Raw genomic sequence first — 13323 nt, forward strand, 5'->3', positions numbered from 1 at the left:
AGGAACGGAGAGGAAGGTCAGCGGGCCATCCAGCCGCCGTCGACGACCAGGACGTGGCCGTTGACGTAGTCGGCTGCGGCGGAACTCAGGAAGACGGCCGCTCCGGCGATGTCCGACGCGTCTCCCCAGCGGCCGGCGGGGATGCGTTCGAGGATGGCGCGGGACCGGTCCGGGTCCGCGCGCAACGCCGTGGTGTTGTCGGTGGCGATGTAACCGGGGGCGATGGCGTTGACCTGCACACCGAGCGGGCCCCACTCGTTGGCCAGGGCCTTGGTCACACCGGCGACACCGTGTTTGCTGGCGGCGTACGACGCGACGCGGATGCCGCCCTGGAAGGAGAGCAGACTGGCGACGCTGACGATCTTGCCGTGTCCGCGGCGGGTCATCGGACGCCCGAACTCCTGGCAGAGGAAGAACAGCCCGTTCAGGTTGACGTCGACGACGCGGTCCCACGACTGCCGGGTCACGTCGGCGGAGTCCTGGCGGTCGATGATGCCGGCATTGTTGACCAGGATGTCCACGTCGTGGTCGCGGTTGACCTGATCGGCGGCGTGCGCGATGGCGTCGTGGTCGGCGACGTCGAGGTCGACGATCTCGACGTCGCGGCCGAGGGCGGCGATCCGGTCCCGGGTGGAGGTCTGGCTCGCGGCCCGGCCGAGCAGGATCAGGTCGGCGCCGGCCTCGGCGAGACCGAGCGCGATGGCCTGGCCGAGGCCACGGCCGGCACCGGTCACCACGGCGCGGCGGCCGGTCAGGTCGAACGGCGACCGGGTCACAGGTCCTCCAGTGCCACCGGCGTCAGATCGGTGTACTCGTTGTTCTCGCCGCCCATCGCCCAGATGAAGGCGTAGGAGCCGGTGCCGACGCCGGAGTGGATCGACCACGGCGGCGAGATGACCGCCTCGCGGTTGCCCATCACCAGGTGGCGGGCGGCGCCCGGGCGGCCCATGAAGTGGAAGACCCGGTCCTTCTCGTCGAGGTCGACGTAGAGATAGACCTCGGTACGCCGGTCGTGCAGGTGCGGCGGGCAGGTGTTCCACACCGAGCCGTCGGCGATCACGGTGACGCCGAACTGCAGGACCGCGGTCTGCAGCTCCTGGCCCCAGGCGTACCGGTAGAGGCTGCGTTCGTTGGCGCCCTCCGGCGAGCCCAGCTTGACCGGCTCGACCGCCGCGTGACTGAGCGGGACGGTCGGGTACGTGGCGTGCGCCGGAGCGGACACGAAGTAGAACGCGGCGTCGGGCCCTTCGAAAACGACTTCGCTGCCGCGGCCGACGAACAGGCCGTCGAGGTGGCGGAGCTCGAACTTCTCGTTGTCGACGAGCACGTGGCCGGGCTCGCCCACGTTGACGATGCCGAGTTCGCGGCGGGCCAGGTGGGTGCGGGTGCCGAGCACGTCCCAGGCGGGCAGTTCGAGCCGGCCGGCGCCGGGGACCGCGCCGCCGACGACCAGCCGGTCGTCGTGGGTGTAGACCCCGCGGACCTCGCCGGTGCGGAACAGGTCCTGCGCGAGGAAGTCCTTCCGGAGATCCGCGTTCGTCGCCGTCTCCACGCCGTGAGGCGATGCCGAATACCTGACCTCGATCAAAACTCGCTCCTCGTTCGTGAACCGCGTTCAGCTATGTGAACTGAGATCGACCATACCTATGGCGCCGATCACAGGTCAAGGGGCTGAATTTTGTCCACCTATGTGAACCGTGGTGTAAGGTTGTGCGACTCGAATGAAACGTGCCACAAGTGATGAGGAGGTCTCGGTGGACCCGGAGAAGACAAGCAGCGGCACTTCCGCCACCTCGCAGGTCAAGTCCGCCGCCAGGGTCCTCGACGTCCTCGACGACATCGCGGCCAACGGCCCCGGCACCCAGCTCCAGCTGGCCAAACGCCTCGGTATTCCGAAGAGCAGCCTGCACGCGCTCCTGCGCACCATGTGCGCCCGCGGCTGGCTGGACACCGACCAGACCGGCAGCATCTACCGGCTCGGGGTGCACACCCTGACGGTCAGCTCCGCCTACCTCGACGGCGACCCGGTGCTGTCCCGGGCCAGGGCCGTGATGGACGAGATCGCCGCCGCCACCGAGGAGACCGTCCACCTCGGCCGGCTCGAGGGCGCCGAGATCATCTACACCGCCAAGCGCGAGTCCAAGCACCCGCTGCGGATGTATTCGGCGGTCGGGCGGCGGCTGCCCGCCTACAGCACGGCACTGGGCCGGGCCATGCTCGCCGAGCTGCCCGAGAGCGACCGGGGCGGCCTGGTTCCGCACGAGATCAAGGCCTTCACCTCCCAGACGATCACCGACCGGGATGCGCTGCTGGCGATAATCGACAAGGCTGCCCAGGTCGGCTACGCGGAGGAGAGCGAGGAGTCCTGCCTGGGGGTGCGGTGCTTCGGTGTCGCGCTGCCGTTCTCCCGCCGGTCGATCGACGCGATCAGTGTCGCGGTCCCGATGAGCCGCCTCGACCAGGGCCGCGAGGACCTGATCATCGAGACGCTGCTGAGCGTGAAGGCCCGGCTGTCGGCGATGCGCGACAACCGCCTGGTCCGCTGACGCCCTTCCGTGCCTTACCCGCCGGCGTTTTCCGCCGGCTTGCGCTTTCCGCCGGCTTGCGCCTTCCGCCGGCATACGCTTTCCGCCTGCTTACGACGATGGGGTCAGGTCGCCGACCGGCAATCCTGACCCCATCGCTCTCGCCGTGTCAGCCCTTCTTGAGCGCCGCCACCACGCCGGCCCGGCTCTCGTCCTCGCTGGCCAGCACACCGCCGTTGGCCACGTCGTCCGCGGTGATCTCGGTGAACACCATGCGGACGTCCTGCCGGCGGGCGCCGAGGATCTCGACGGCCTGGTCGGCGACCGCCCGGGCGAACGCCTTGCGCTGCTCGATGGTCCGGCCGGCGAGTAGTTCGACGGTGATGTTCGGCATGTAGGCCAACTCCTATCGCTCACATCAGGGATCTCAGTTCACTTATGTGAACCGAGGCTACCTTTTCGACCCCCAAGCCGCAATGTATGCGCCTCCAGTTCACATCCTTGACATGAGTTCGGCAGGTTGCTCCAATGTGCGGCATGCGGCGCGATGACAACGAACCCGGCGCGAATCTCTGGTCACGGCACATCGCCCGGGCCGGCGCGGCCGCGCTGGCCGTCGGCATCGTCGGGCTCGCCTCCCCGGCGAGCGCCCACGTCACCGTCACGTCCTCGACGACAGCGGCCGGCGCACACGCCGTCCTCCAGTTCAGCGTCGCCCACGGCTGCGAGGATTCGCCCACCACCGGGATCACCATCCAGATCCCCGCCCAGATCACCTCGGTCACCCCGACCCGCCACCCGTTGTGGCAGGTCACAAAGCAGATCGAGAAGATCGATCCGCCGGTGGCGGACGCCCACGGCAACCAGGTCACCGAGCGGGTCACCACCGTCACCTACCGCACCGGCACCCCACTCCCGGACGGCTACCGTGACGTCCTCGAACTCGCGGTCCAACTGCCCGGGACCGCCGGGACCGACCTGTTGTTCCCCACCATCCAGACCTGCCAGACCGGCGAGTCGGCCTGGATCGAGGTACCCCAGGCCGGGCAGGCCATCCAGGAGCTGGAACGGCCCGCACCACGGCTCGTCGTCTCCGCACCGATGGACGACACGCTCCACCACATGGCCGCCACGACCCCGCGGACACCCGCTCCCACACCGGGCGACGGCGTCACACTCGCCGCGCTGCTGGCCGGCCTCGTCGGCACGGCACTCGGTGCCGTGTCGCTCTTCCAGCAGCACCGCCGGCCATGATCAGGCGGCTCGGCACCGTCGCGCTGCTGTTCGTGGCCCTGCTGCTCGGCTCCGCCCAGCCGGTCCGCGCGCACGCCACCCTGGTCGGAACCGATCCGGCCCAGGGCGCCGTGCTGGCGACCGCGCCGAACCGGATCCTGCTGACGTTCGACGAGACGGTGCGTGGCGTACCGGACGGGGTCCAGATCTTCGACGCCCGGGGCGAACTCGTCGAGGCACGAACGACGGTCACCGGCGCCGCACTCACGGTCGACCTGGCCGGACAGCTCGGCACCGGCACGACCGTGCTCACCTGGCGGGTCGTCTCCGACGACGGACACCCGATCAGCGGGGCGCTCACCTTCTCGGTGGGCGCCGCCACCACCCCGGCCGTCACCACGCTGACCGCCGGCGCGAGCACCGTCCCGGACGTCCCCTGGCCACTGACCGCGGCCCGCTGGGTGGGCTACACCGCCCTACTCCTGGCCGCCGGCCTCGTCGTGTTCACCGCTTTCCTCCTACCCGGCACCACCGGAACCGGCCTCCCACGACGCCGCCCGACCAACACACCGCCCGCCGGAACCGGCCTCCCACGACGCTGCCCGGCCGACACACCGCCCGCCGGAACCGGCCTCCCACGACGCCGCCCGACCGACACACCGCCCGCCGACCTACCGCCGACCGCCGGATCCAGCAGCCCGCGACGCCGCCTGACCACCGCGCTTCGTGCCGCCGCGGCCGTCGCCGTCGGGGCGTGGGTCATCGCGGTGCCGATCACAGCGGTCTACCTGCTCGGCGGCGGGCCGGAACTGCTCGCCCGGGGCGCGACCTGGTCCTCGGTGCCGCCGACGGAATACGCCGTCGGCGCAGCGGTAGCCGTCGGGCTGGTGGCGGCAGTCGCCCTGCTCGGACGGCGACGGCCCGTGGGCGCGGTGCTGTTCGCGGCGATCGCCGCCACGGCACCCGCACTGACCGGGCACACCCGCGCGACGAACCCCGCAGCCCTCGCCATCGGCGCCGACGTGCTGCACCTGCTCGCCGGCAGCGTATGGCTCGGCGGCCTCGCCGGCCTGGCACTGACCCTGCCCGGTCTGGCCGGCCGGGATGCCGCCGCGACCCTCGCCCGGTTCTCCACCACCGCCGCCGCGGTACTGGCCGCGCTGGTGGCCACCGGCGCACTGCTCACCTGGCGGATCCTCGGGTCATGGAGCGCGCTGACCGGCACCGGCTACGGACGTCTGCTCCTGACCAAGATCGCCATCGCCGTCATCGCCGTCGCCATCGCGGCGTGGAACAGATGGTCGCTCCTCCCCCGCATCCAGAAGACGACCCGCCGGACCGAACACACCCGGCCGGTCGTACGCGCCGTCACGGCCGAGGCCGCGATGCTGCTGGCGGCCCTGCTCGTCACCGGATTCCTCGTCGACACGAGCCCCGGGACCAAAACCGAACCCGCAGCGACGGCGGCCGATCGCGGGCCACGCACCACCACCCTGGGCGACATCCAGGTGCAGGCCGACCTGTCTCCCCTGACCCGCGGCCCGAACACCGTCACGTTGCGGATGACCTCCACGACCGGCGAGCCGGCCGAGGGCGTCGCACCACCGGTCGTACGCCTGACCTCCGACCGTGCCTCCCTCGGCGCTGTCCCGCTCACCCAGGTATCGCCGGGCTTCTACACCGCGCAGGTGACGATCCCGGCGCCCGGCATCTGGCGGATGCAGGTGTCACTGCGGGTCACCGAGTTCACCAACCCCGTCGCCGAGCTGGATTTCGAGGTCAGTTAGCGCGCCCGACGGATCAAGCGCGGCCTCTGTCCCGTCCCCACGCAGCCGGCCACGCTCAGGCCACGTCTCTCCAGCCACGCTCCGGCCACGCTTCTCCAGCCACGTTCTCTAGCCGGCGGATGCGATCCGGTGCTGGTCCTTCCGGCGATCAGCTGGCCCCTCTCGGTCTGGCCGCACATCGGCGCTCCCGGCCGCATGGGCACACGCGGGATCAACGCACCACCGGTCGTCAGCGTTGATCAGCGCATACATTCGCCGATCGTGCGACCTCACCATCACGATAGCGAGGATGAACGATCGCAAACCATTGATCGCGATCGTTCATCCTCGTCAGAGCAACGGTGAGGTCACACGATCGGCGTTGCGTGTGCTCTCGTCGTTGCGACCGAGCCAAGCCCATACCGCCACCCGGCCAGAACGGAAAGGGCTAAAACGGAGTGGAAGCCTCACGAAGTGAACGCCGTGACGGGAGAAGGCCGTGACGGCAGAAGGCCGGAACGAGTGGAGCCGCGACCAACTCGACGGGTGAGGGACCGCCTGGGACCAACGAACGCGAAGGTTGTGCGCGCGACGGGCCTTCACCGATACCCGGAGCAGCCCGGGCGTCAGGTGCGATCCGGTGGGGCGAGCAGGTCGTCGATCGCGGCATGGAAGTCGTTCAACGTGTGGATGCGGCCGGCCCGGTCCCGGTATCGGCGGAACGCCCGGCTGAAGTGATCGGCCAGCCGCTCGACCTGCGGGATCGCCTCAGGAGCCTTGACCGTGAGGTGATTGCTGATGCCGGCGCCGCTCTCACGGATCACCGCCATGTCGACGAAGATCTCGCCCGGCTCCAGGACGGCGGCCAGCTCCGGACGCTCGTCCCGGCTGAGCGCGGCCACCAGCACGCCCCGCCGCCCCGGATCGCGGAGGCCGAAGACCGTCAGTTCGGAGGCGTTGTCACCGGCGAGCACACGATCGATGTCGACGAGCTGGCGGAAACGGTTCACCTCGAACAGGCCGGCGAACCCGATGTGGTCCCGATCCCACGTGTCCGGTCCCGAGCGCAGAAGTTTGCTGGTCCGGGCGGGGACGAACCCGTAGTCGGCAAGGCCCCGGTCCGCCAGTTCGATGTCGACCTGGTACTCCCAGCGGACCATCAGCATGTCTTCGCGGTCGACACCCAGACAGCTCGCCACCTCGTCCCGGAGGAAGCTGGGGATCACATGTCGGCTCCGGCCCTCGGCCAACGCCCAGGTCAGCGCACGCCAGACCGCCAGCGGCTCGCCGTCCTGGTTGTTGATCGCGTGCCGGTGCCACGGATTCAGGTCCGGATCGTCCGGGTAGTTGCCCCGTTCTGCCAGACCCGGCCACACCCGGCCGGTCAGATCGGATTCTCCGACGGTGACCGTGTAGGAATGCAGGCCATCCCGGTGTCCGTGCTCGAAGGTGAGAAAACGCTCGGTATCCGTCACGTCAGAAACCTCCGCTCCCCAGGCGTCCCAGCGGGTCGGCGGTGTCGCGGTGGCTGGCATAGGCGCACAGCTCGCTCCAGAACGGCACCGTGCCGACCGGCCACGTCGCGGATCGGATGGCCGCCGTTCGCGCTTCGTCGTCGCCGAGATCAGCCAACGACACCGCGTACAGATACACCCTCGTCTGGATAACGCTGAACACCGGTGAGTCGTCGGAGGCCGCGACATAGAGGTGGCCCATGAGCGGGATCAGCCGGGGAACCCGCGCCAGCTCTCGCTCCGCGACGGCCATCCGCTCCGGGAGCGTCTCCGGGCGCGGGCCCCAGGCGTGCCACCAGAAGTCGTTGTCCTCATCCTCGACGTCGAACAGCACGCCGTCGGCCGGGATGTCGATCAGGAGCCGGGTACGCTCCACATCGCGCAGCCTCCAGTCCGGAATCGTCGACGGTGACTGGTGGATCCCGGGCTGCGGTGCGACCGGCCGCCGTATCGGATGGATCAGGGTGAGCACCTCGCGCAACAACGGCGGGAAGGTCAGCTCGAAGGTCTCCTCGGCGCGGTGCAGCTCAGTATCGGACAGCCCCGGCTCCGCGGCCCGATGCGGCCATGCCGACAGCCACTCCGCGATCCTGCGCGCGATCTCCACACCGTGAGGTTACGGAGTTCCCTCCGGCGGTGACTTCGCCTGGCGACAGTACAGGTTTAGCTGTATCGTCCTGGGTGTGGAGATCCTGACGCACGGGTCGGTGCTGGCCCGTTTCGGTCACGCGCTGTCAGACCCGACACGCGCCCGGCTGCTGCTAGCCCTGCGTGACGGCCCCGGCTATCCGGCGGAGCTCGCCGACCTGCTCGGCTGCACCCGGCAGAAGCTGTCCAACCACCTGACCTGCCTGCGGGGTTGCGGTCTGGTCGTCGCCGTGCCCGAGGGGCGCCGGGTCCGCTACGAACTCGCCGATCCACGGCTCGCCCACGCCCTCGGTGACCTGCTCGGGCTGGTCCTGGCCGTCGACCCGGCGGTCTGCGCCGACTCCGCCGAGAAAGGCTGCTGCTGATGAGCGGCCCGCTGATCCGGATCGCCCCGGCCGGGCCCGCGCCACAGCGTCGTGCCGTGCTGACCCGCCGCATCCGCTGGCTGGTGGCCGCGACCATCACCTACAACGTCATCGAGGCGGTCGTCGCGATCACCGCCGGCACGATCGCGTCGTCGACCGCGCTGATCGGGTTCGGTCTCGACTCGATCATCGAGGTGTCCTCGGCCGCAGCGGTGGCCTGGCAGTTCTCCGGCACCGATCCCGAGCGCCGGGAGCGGGCGGCGCTGCGCGTCATCGCGGTGTCGTTCTTCGCGCTGGCCGCCTACGTCACCGTCGAATCCGTGCGGGCGCTGGCCGTTGGTGCGGAGGCGGAGCACTCCACGATCGGTCTCGTCCTGGCCGCCGTGTCGCTCGCGCTGATGCCCGGGCTCTCCTACGCGCAGCGGCGCGCCGGGCGTGAACTCGGTTCCCGGTCGGCGGTCGCCGACTCGAAACAGACGCTGCTCTGCACGTACCTCTCCGCGGTGTTGCTCGTCGGTCTTGCCGTGAACAGCCTCTTCGGGTGGTCGTGGGCCGACCCGGTCGCCGCCCTTGTCATCGCCGCGGTCGCGGTCAAGGAGGGCCGGGAGGCATGGCTCGGCGATGCCTGCTGCAATGGATCGCCGGGGGTACGACCGGTGTCCGCGCCCTGTCGATGCGATGCGCGGTCCGGCGGTTGCCGCTGCTGATGCCGGGAACCGGATGCGGGGTGGTGGCCCGGTGGCGCCATCACCCCGCATCGGTTCTATTTCGTCAGCGTTCCGCGCAGCAGGCTGCGGCCGGAGTGCGTCGCGTCGCCGTCGTGCGGTTCGTCGCTGACGTCGACCAGCCGGTACCGGTTGAGGTCGGTACCGGCCGGGACCGGTAGCACCACGTCCGGCCGGTCGGCCAGGTTGCCGAGGGCGATCATCCTGGTCGGATCGTCCGGGTCGATGAGCCACACCTCGTGGAATCCGGTGGTCAGCGGCAGGTTACGGACGTCGATGCGCAGCATCCGGTCGGACAGCACACTGACTTTCCCGCCCGCGTCCGCCGGCACCGTCGGCAACGGCGCGAGCGTCGCACGTGCCGTCACCTGCTCGGCCGGGGCCCGGTCGATCGCCACCGTCCCGGCCACCGCCAGCACCGCTGCCGCCGCGGCGGTGATCAGCGGCGCGATCCAGCGGGACCGCCTCGGGCGGGCCCGGGCACGCCGGTCGGCGAGGTCGGTCACCGGCGGTGCCGGCCGCGTGATCGCCGCCTCGATGGCGTGCCAGACCTGCTCCGGCGGCGGCGGCAGGTCGCGCAGTTCGTGTCCTTCGGCGCCCAGCTCGGCGACGGTACGCAAGGAGTCCAGGTCGAGCCGGCAGCCGGTGCAGTGCGCCAGGTGCTCCGACTCGATCGCGTCCTCATGTTCCTCAGAGAGCGCGAGAAGGACCAGCCGATCGGGATCCAAATGCTGCACCGTCCACCTCCCAACGACGTCGCAGGTTCGCCATTCCACGCCGGATATGGCTCTTGACCGTACCGACGGGAAGTCCGGTCACGGCCGCTATCTGGGGATGAGTGAGATCGTCGAAGAAGGCCAGCTCCAAGGTTTTCCGCTGGTCGGCGGGCAGCCGGCCCAGCTCGTCGGCCACGACTATCCGGTCGACGATCCGTTCCGGGGTCTCCGGTGTGTCCGGTTCGGTGAGTTGTGTGCGTACCGTCTCGGTGACCCGGTCGTCGCGTGCCGCCGACCGCAACCGGTCGACTGCCTTGCGCCGCGCGATCCCCAGCAACCAGCTCAGGATCGTGCCACGCCCCGGGTCGAACGTGTCCCGGCCCGCCCAGGCCGCCACGAACGTCACCTGGGTGACGTCCTCGGCATCGGCCCGGTTGCCCAGCATGCGCTGAGCCAGATACAGCACGGATGCGCCGTGCTGGTCGTAGGCCGCCCGTAAAGCGTTCTCGTCGCCGGCGCGTAACCGCTCGGCGAGTTCGTCGTCGGAACTCATCGACCTCCTTTCTCCGCCTGTCCTTCTTGCTACTTCGCTCGGCGGGCGCCGTTCGGATGCACGAGATTGCTCACATCCGGATCCGCATCCATCCCCGGTGGCCACGTCGAAGGAACGGGCGTACCCGAAACGATGATCCTCGAGGAGTTTCGATGCGCATCCCCCACCTTCACCGCGCTGCCGCACTCGGCGCCGTCACCATGATCGCCCTCGGCGCCGGCGGAGCCGTCACCGCCGGTCCCGCCTTCGCGAAGGCGAACTCGCAGGTCTCGGTCGTGCACGGAATCCCGGGCCAGCCGGTGGACGTCTACGTCAACGGTGAGAAGACCATCGCGGACTTCGCGCCGGGCAAGGTCGCCGGCCCGCTGAGCCTGCCGGCCGGGCAGTACGACATCGCGCTCACCAAGCCCGGCGACGCGATCGGCGACGCGCTGCTGACCGTCGACGACGCCGACGTGCCCGGCGACGCGAACCTCAGCCTGGTCGCCCACCTGAGCGCGGACGGCAAACCGACGCTGACACCGTTCGTCAACGACACCGCCAAGCTGGCCGCCGGCAAGGCCCGGCTGATCGTGCGGCACACCGCCGCCGCCCCGGCGGTCGACATCCGCGCCGGAGGCCGGCCGGTCTTCGAGGGCGTGACCAACGGCAAGGAGGGCAAGGCCGACGTCGACGCCGGAACCGTCTCGGCCGACGTGGTGCTGGCCGGTGGCGACACCGTGGTCCTCGGCCCGGCCGACCTCGACCTGGCCGAAGGCACCGCGACCGTCGTGTACGCGGTCGGCTCGGCCGACGACAAGACCCTCGGCCTGGTGACGCAGACGATCGACGGGCTGCACTCGGCGCCGGGCTCGGTGCCCAGCGGTTCCGGTGGTGCGGCCGACAGCGGTGTGAGCACGGTCTGGTACGGCGTCGGCGCTCTCGGGATCCTGCTGGCCCTGTTCGGCCTCACCCGAGTGATCACCAGCCGTCGATGAGCATCCGCAGGGCCGTGCTCATCACTGTTCTGGGCACGGCCCTGACCACGGCTTCGACGGTGGCGGCCTGCCGATCTTCAACAAGCGACGATTTCGGTACGCCGCCGGCGGCCTCGTCCGCACCGACGCCCGTCGTCGCCGGAACCGTGCCCTCGACGGCACCCACGGTGGCGCCGGCTCGGCTGCGGATCCCCGCCGTCGGCCTGGACGCCGTGGTGGAGGCGGTCGGCGTCGACACCGGGACCGGCGAGTTCGCGGTGCCCGCGGATGTCGATCGGGTCGGCTGGTACCGGTTCGGTCCCGGCTACAACGCGTCGGCCGGCTCGATCGTCATCGCCGGGCACGTCGACGCGGCCGACCAGGGGAAGGGCGCGTTCTTCCGGCTCGGCGAACTGGAGTCCGGCGACGAGGTCACCCTGGTCGGGCCCGGTGGCCGCGAACGGACGTTCGAGGTGACCGCCCGCAAGCGTTACCGCAAGACGGCCGTCCCGCTGGACGAGTACTTCGCCCGGGACGGTGTCGTACGGCTCACCCTGATCACCTGCGGCGGGCCGTTCGACACCCGGACCCGCCACTACCGCGACAACGTGGTCGTCACAGCGGTTACGGCGTAGTCCGGGTGGATGCGGGCCTGGTTCGCCGACTGCCGCGGACGGCTGCGGTGGCCCGGGAGCGCGGTCGTGTCCCGGCTCGTCGTGGCCGGTGGCATCGTCGCCGGGATGACCGGCCCGCTGCTCGACGGCGGGCTGGACCGCGCCCGCCGGTGGGCCGAGACGCTTGCCTCCGCGACCGGGCCGTAGGCGGCCGGCTCACTGCCGGGCCGTGGTGACGAACCGGTTGACCTCGCCGCGCAGCACCTCGGCCAGTTGGGCGAGCCCGGCCTGGTCCTGGTCGCCGCCGCCGTCGACGGCGTTGGCGATCCCGTCGACGAGGCGGCTCATCTCCCGGATGCTGGCGGTCACCTCCTCCAGCACCCGCACCGCGTCGGCCGCCGACTGCTGCACCGTGTTGACCTGTGCCAGGATCTCCTCGCTGGAGCCGCTGGTCTCGGTGGCCAGCGTCTTCACCTCGTTGGCGACCACGCTGAACCCGCGACCGGCCTCGCCGGCCCGCGCCGCTTCGATGGTCGCGTTGAGCGCCAGCAGCCGGGTCTGCGCGGCCACCCGGTTGATCAGGTCGACGGCCCTGCGGATCTGATCCGAGGAGCTGCGCAGCTGCGTCACCGTGCTCAGGCCCTGCTCGGCGCCACCGACCGCCGCCCGCGCGAAGTCCGCCAGGCCGTTCGCCGACGCGCCCATCTCGGTGGCCGCCGTCGCCACCTGCTCGGACACCGTCAGCACCGCCGACTCCAGCGAGTCGGCCAGCGCCAGCCGGGCGTGTGCGGCCTGTTCCACCCGGTCGGCGGCCTCGCTCATCTGCGCCCCGGAGTGCGAGATCTGCGCGGCCGCGTTCCGGTACGCCCCGCGCATGCCCCGGGTCAGGAACCGCCGGTGGTACCGGCCCTCGGCGGCCGCGGCCAGCGCCGCACCGGACTCCCGGACGAACGCGTCGGTCACGTCGAGCAGGCTGTTGACCGCGTCGCGGGCCCGTTCGGCGTGCGGCCCGTCCCCGATCCGCGGCACCCGGTGCTCGAAGTCGCCGGCCGCCGCCTCCTCGCACACCAGCGCGATCAGCTCCAGCGGGTCCGGTCCCGGTGCCTGCGGTTCACCGCCTCGCCGGCTCACACCGCGATCGCATTCGTCAGTTCCCACACGAACTGGTCGTACGTCTGCCCGCGGGAGCCGAGCGTCTCCTGCAGCATCGCCCAGGACGCGTCGAGTCCCTCCTTGGAGCCGGGATGCCGCCGTTCCTCGGCGCGCAGCCGCCCGTACAGCTCCTGCGCCGCGTCGACCGCCGCCCTCTCCGGCCGGCGCCGGCTGGAGTGGTAGCCGACCACCTGGCCGCGCGCGTCCAGCGACGGCGTCACGTGCGCCAGCACCCAGTAGTGGGCGCCGTCGGCCGCGAGATTCACCACGTAGGCGAACAGTTCCTGGCGCGCCTGCAGGCTGTCCCACAGCAGCTTGAAGACCGCCCGGGGCATCTCCGGATGCCGGATCAGGCTGTGCGGTCTGCCGATCGCTTCCGCTTCGCTCAGCGCGGACACCCGCAGGAAGACCTTGTTGGCGTACGTGAGGACGCCCTTGGTATCGGTCTTGGTGACGATGATCTCGTCCTCGTCGAACGTCCGCTCGACGCCGGACGGCACAACGGCCGACGCTCTCATCCCGCCATGGTCGCCGCCCGGATGGCCCGGCCAGGCCG

General features: G+C 70.7%; 17 protein-coding genes. 8 read left to right on the top strand and 9 right to left on the bottom strand.

The annotated features are described in order from the left end of the window. Positions 1-17: 17 nt before the first annotated feature. Positions 18-776, bottom strand: a complete 759-nt coding sequence (kduD, locus tag ACFO0C_RS33690; RefSeq protein ID WP_378070801.1) for a 2-dehydro-3-deoxy-D-gluconate 5-dehydrogenase KduD — start codon at positions 774-776, stop codon at positions 18-20. Further along, positions 773-1552 carry a 5-dehydro-4-deoxy-D-glucuronate isomerase gene (kduI, locus tag ACFO0C_RS33695; RefSeq protein WP_378070802.1) on the bottom strand — a complete coding sequence of 260 codons (780 nt, stop codon included), beginning with the start codon at positions 1550-1552 and terminating at the stop codon, positions 773-775. Before kduI ends, kduD begins: the two co-directional genes overlap by 4 nt. 169 nt (positions 1553-1721) lie before the next feature. Between kduI and ACFO0C_RS33700 the strand changes: the two genes are divergently transcribed. Further along, positions 1722-2546, top strand: a complete 825-nt coding sequence (locus ACFO0C_RS33700) for an IclR family transcriptional regulator (protein ID WP_378070803.1) — start codon at positions 1722-1724, stop codon at positions 2544-2546. Positions 2547-2694: 148 nt separating this feature from the next. On the opposite strand, the gene ACFO0C_RS33705 is transcribed toward ACFO0C_RS33700, so the two are convergent. Beyond that, complete coding sequence (locus tag ACFO0C_RS33705) at positions 2695-2919, bottom strand: tautomerase family protein (protein WP_378070804.1); 225 nt, start codon at positions 2917-2919, stop codon at positions 2695-2697. A 143-nt stretch (positions 2920-3062) separates the two neighbouring features. On the opposite strand from ACFO0C_RS33705, the gene ACFO0C_RS33710 reads away from it, so the two are divergent. Both ACFO0C_RS33710 and ACFO0C_RS33715 read left to right on the top strand, forming a co-directional pair. Then, complete coding sequence (locus ACFO0C_RS33710) at positions 3063-3779, top strand: YcnI family copper-binding membrane protein (protein ID WP_378070805.1); 717 nt, start codon at positions 3063-3065, stop codon at positions 3777-3779. Next, entirely contained in the window at positions 3776-5545 is a 1770-nt protein-coding gene (locus tag ACFO0C_RS33715) for a copper resistance CopC/CopD family protein (RefSeq protein ID WP_378070806.1), read from the top strand. Before ACFO0C_RS33710 ends, ACFO0C_RS33715 begins: the two co-directional genes overlap by 4 nt. 605 nt (positions 5546-6150) lie before the next feature. Here the strand turns inward: ACFO0C_RS33715 and ACFO0C_RS33720 are convergent. Then, positions 6151-6999 (bottom strand): hypothetical protein, encoded by an 849-nt coding sequence (locus ACFO0C_RS33720; RefSeq protein WP_378070807.1) that lies wholly within the window; start codon positions 6997-6999, stop codon positions 6151-6153. Position 7000: 1 nt separating this feature from the next. After that, on the bottom strand, positions 7001-7645 hold the full coding sequence (locus ACFO0C_RS33725) for a hypothetical protein (protein WP_378070808.1): 645 nt from the start codon (positions 7643-7645) through the stop codon (positions 7001-7003). 70 nt (positions 7646-7715) lie between these two features. Between ACFO0C_RS33725 and ACFO0C_RS33730 the strand changes: the two genes are divergently transcribed. Together ACFO0C_RS33730 and ACFO0C_RS33735 are read left to right on the top strand one after the other, a co-directional pair. Next, entirely contained in the window at positions 7716-8051 is a 336-nt protein-coding gene (locus ACFO0C_RS33730) for an ArsR/SmtB family transcription factor (protein ID WP_378070877.1), read from the top strand. Then, positions 8051-8758 (top strand): cation transporter, encoded by a 708-nt coding sequence (locus tag ACFO0C_RS33735; protein WP_378070809.1) that lies wholly within the window; start codon positions 8051-8053, stop codon positions 8756-8758. The genes ACFO0C_RS33730 and ACFO0C_RS33735 overlap by 1 nt, the downstream gene beginning before the upstream one ends. Positions 8759-8814: 56 nt before the next feature. On the opposite strand, the gene ACFO0C_RS33740 is transcribed toward ACFO0C_RS33735, so the two are convergent. Together ACFO0C_RS33740 and ACFO0C_RS33745 are read right to left on the bottom strand one after the other, a co-directional pair. After that, positions 8815-9513 carry an anti-sigma factor gene (locus tag ACFO0C_RS33740; RefSeq protein ID WP_378070810.1) on the bottom strand — a complete coding sequence of 233 codons (699 nt, stop codon included), beginning with the start codon at positions 9511-9513 and terminating at the stop codon, positions 8815-8817. After that, positions 9467-10045, bottom strand: a complete 579-nt coding sequence (locus tag ACFO0C_RS33745) for an RNA polymerase sigma factor (RefSeq protein WP_378070811.1) — start codon at positions 10043-10045, stop codon at positions 9467-9469. The genes ACFO0C_RS33740 and ACFO0C_RS33745 overlap by 47 nt, the downstream gene beginning before the upstream one ends. A 152-nt stretch (positions 10046-10197) precedes the next feature. On the opposite strand from ACFO0C_RS33745, the gene ACFO0C_RS33750 reads away from it, so the two are divergent. The 3 genes from ACFO0C_RS33750 to ACFO0C_RS33760 are packed head-to-tail and all read left to right on the top strand — an operon-like array spanning position 10198 to position 11822. Further along, positions 10198-11022, top strand: coding sequence for a DUF4397 domain-containing protein (locus tag ACFO0C_RS33750; protein WP_378070812.1), 825 nt, complete (start codon positions 10198-10200; stop codon positions 11020-11022). Then, a complete protein-coding gene (locus tag ACFO0C_RS33755; protein WP_378070813.1) occupies positions 11019-11636 on the top strand; it encodes a class F sortase in 618 nt (205 codons plus the stop codon). Before ACFO0C_RS33750 ends, ACFO0C_RS33755 begins: the two co-directional genes overlap by 4 nt. Before the next feature lie 9 nt (positions 11637-11645). Further along, the gene (locus ACFO0C_RS33760) at positions 11646-11822 is read left to right on the top strand and encodes a hypothetical protein (RefSeq protein WP_378070814.1); all 177 of its coding nucleotides are present in this window, start codon (positions 11646-11648) and stop codon (positions 11820-11822) included. A 9-nt stretch (positions 11823-11831) separates the two neighbouring features. Here the strand turns inward: ACFO0C_RS33760 and ACFO0C_RS33765 are convergent, their stop codons facing one another. Both ACFO0C_RS33765 and ACFO0C_RS33770 read right to left on the bottom strand, forming a co-directional pair. Next, a complete protein-coding gene (locus ACFO0C_RS33765) occupies positions 11832-12746 on the bottom strand; it encodes a methyl-accepting chemotaxis protein (protein WP_378070815.1) in 915 nt (304 codons plus the stop codon). Beyond that, entirely contained in the window at positions 12743-13285 is a 543-nt protein-coding gene (locus ACFO0C_RS33770; protein WP_378070816.1) for a PAS domain-containing protein, read from the bottom strand. The genes ACFO0C_RS33765 and ACFO0C_RS33770 overlap by 4 nt, the downstream gene beginning before the upstream one ends. Positions 13286-13323: the final 38 nt, after the last annotated feature.

Origin of the sequence: Actinoplanes subglobosus, from assembly GCF_042650585.1 — a bacterium.
Lineage (GTDB): Bacteria > Actinomycetota > Actinomycetes > Mycobacteriales > Micromonosporaceae > Actinoplanes > Actinoplanes subglobosus.

Bases quoted from the DNA above. Each gene is read 5' to 3' on its own strand.
- ACFO0C_RS33700 (WP_378070803.1), top strand. From the start codon at position 1,722: ATGAAACGTGCCACAAGTGATGAGGAGGTCTCGGTGGACCCGGAGAAG.
- ACFO0C_RS33705 (WP_378070804.1), bottom strand. From the start codon at position 2,919: ATGCCGAACATCACCGTCGAACTACTCGCCGGCCGGACCATCGAGCAG.
- ACFO0C_RS33710 (WP_378070805.1), top strand. From the start codon at position 3,063: ATGCGGCGCGATGACAACGAACCCGGCGCGAATCTCTGGTCACGGCAC.
- ACFO0C_RS33715 (WP_378070806.1), top strand. From the start codon at position 3,776: ATGATCAGGCGGCTCGGCACCGTCGCGCTGCTGTTCGTGGCCCTGCTG.
- ACFO0C_RS33735 (WP_378070809.1), top strand. From the start codon at position 8,051: ATGAGCGGCCCGCTGATCCGGATCGCCCCGGCCGGGCCCGCGCCACAG.
- ACFO0C_RS33745 (WP_378070811.1), bottom strand. From the start codon at position 10,045: ATGAGTTCCGACGACGAACTCGCCGAGCGGTTACGCGCCGGCGACGAG.
- ACFO0C_RS33750 (WP_378070812.1), top strand. From the start codon at position 10,198: ATGCGCATCCCCCACCTTCACCGCGCTGCCGCACTCGGCGCCGTCACC.
- ACFO0C_RS33755 (WP_378070813.1), top strand. From the start codon at position 11,019: ATGAGCATCCGCAGGGCCGTGCTCATCACTGTTCTGGGCACGGCCCTG.
- ACFO0C_RS33760 (WP_378070814.1), top strand. From the start codon at position 11,646: ATGCGGGCCTGGTTCGCCGACTGCCGCGGACGGCTGCGGTGGCCCGGG.
- ACFO0C_RS33770 (WP_378070816.1), bottom strand. From the start codon at position 13,285: ATGAGAGCGTCGGCCGTTGTGCCGTCCGGCGTCGAGCGGACGTTCGAC.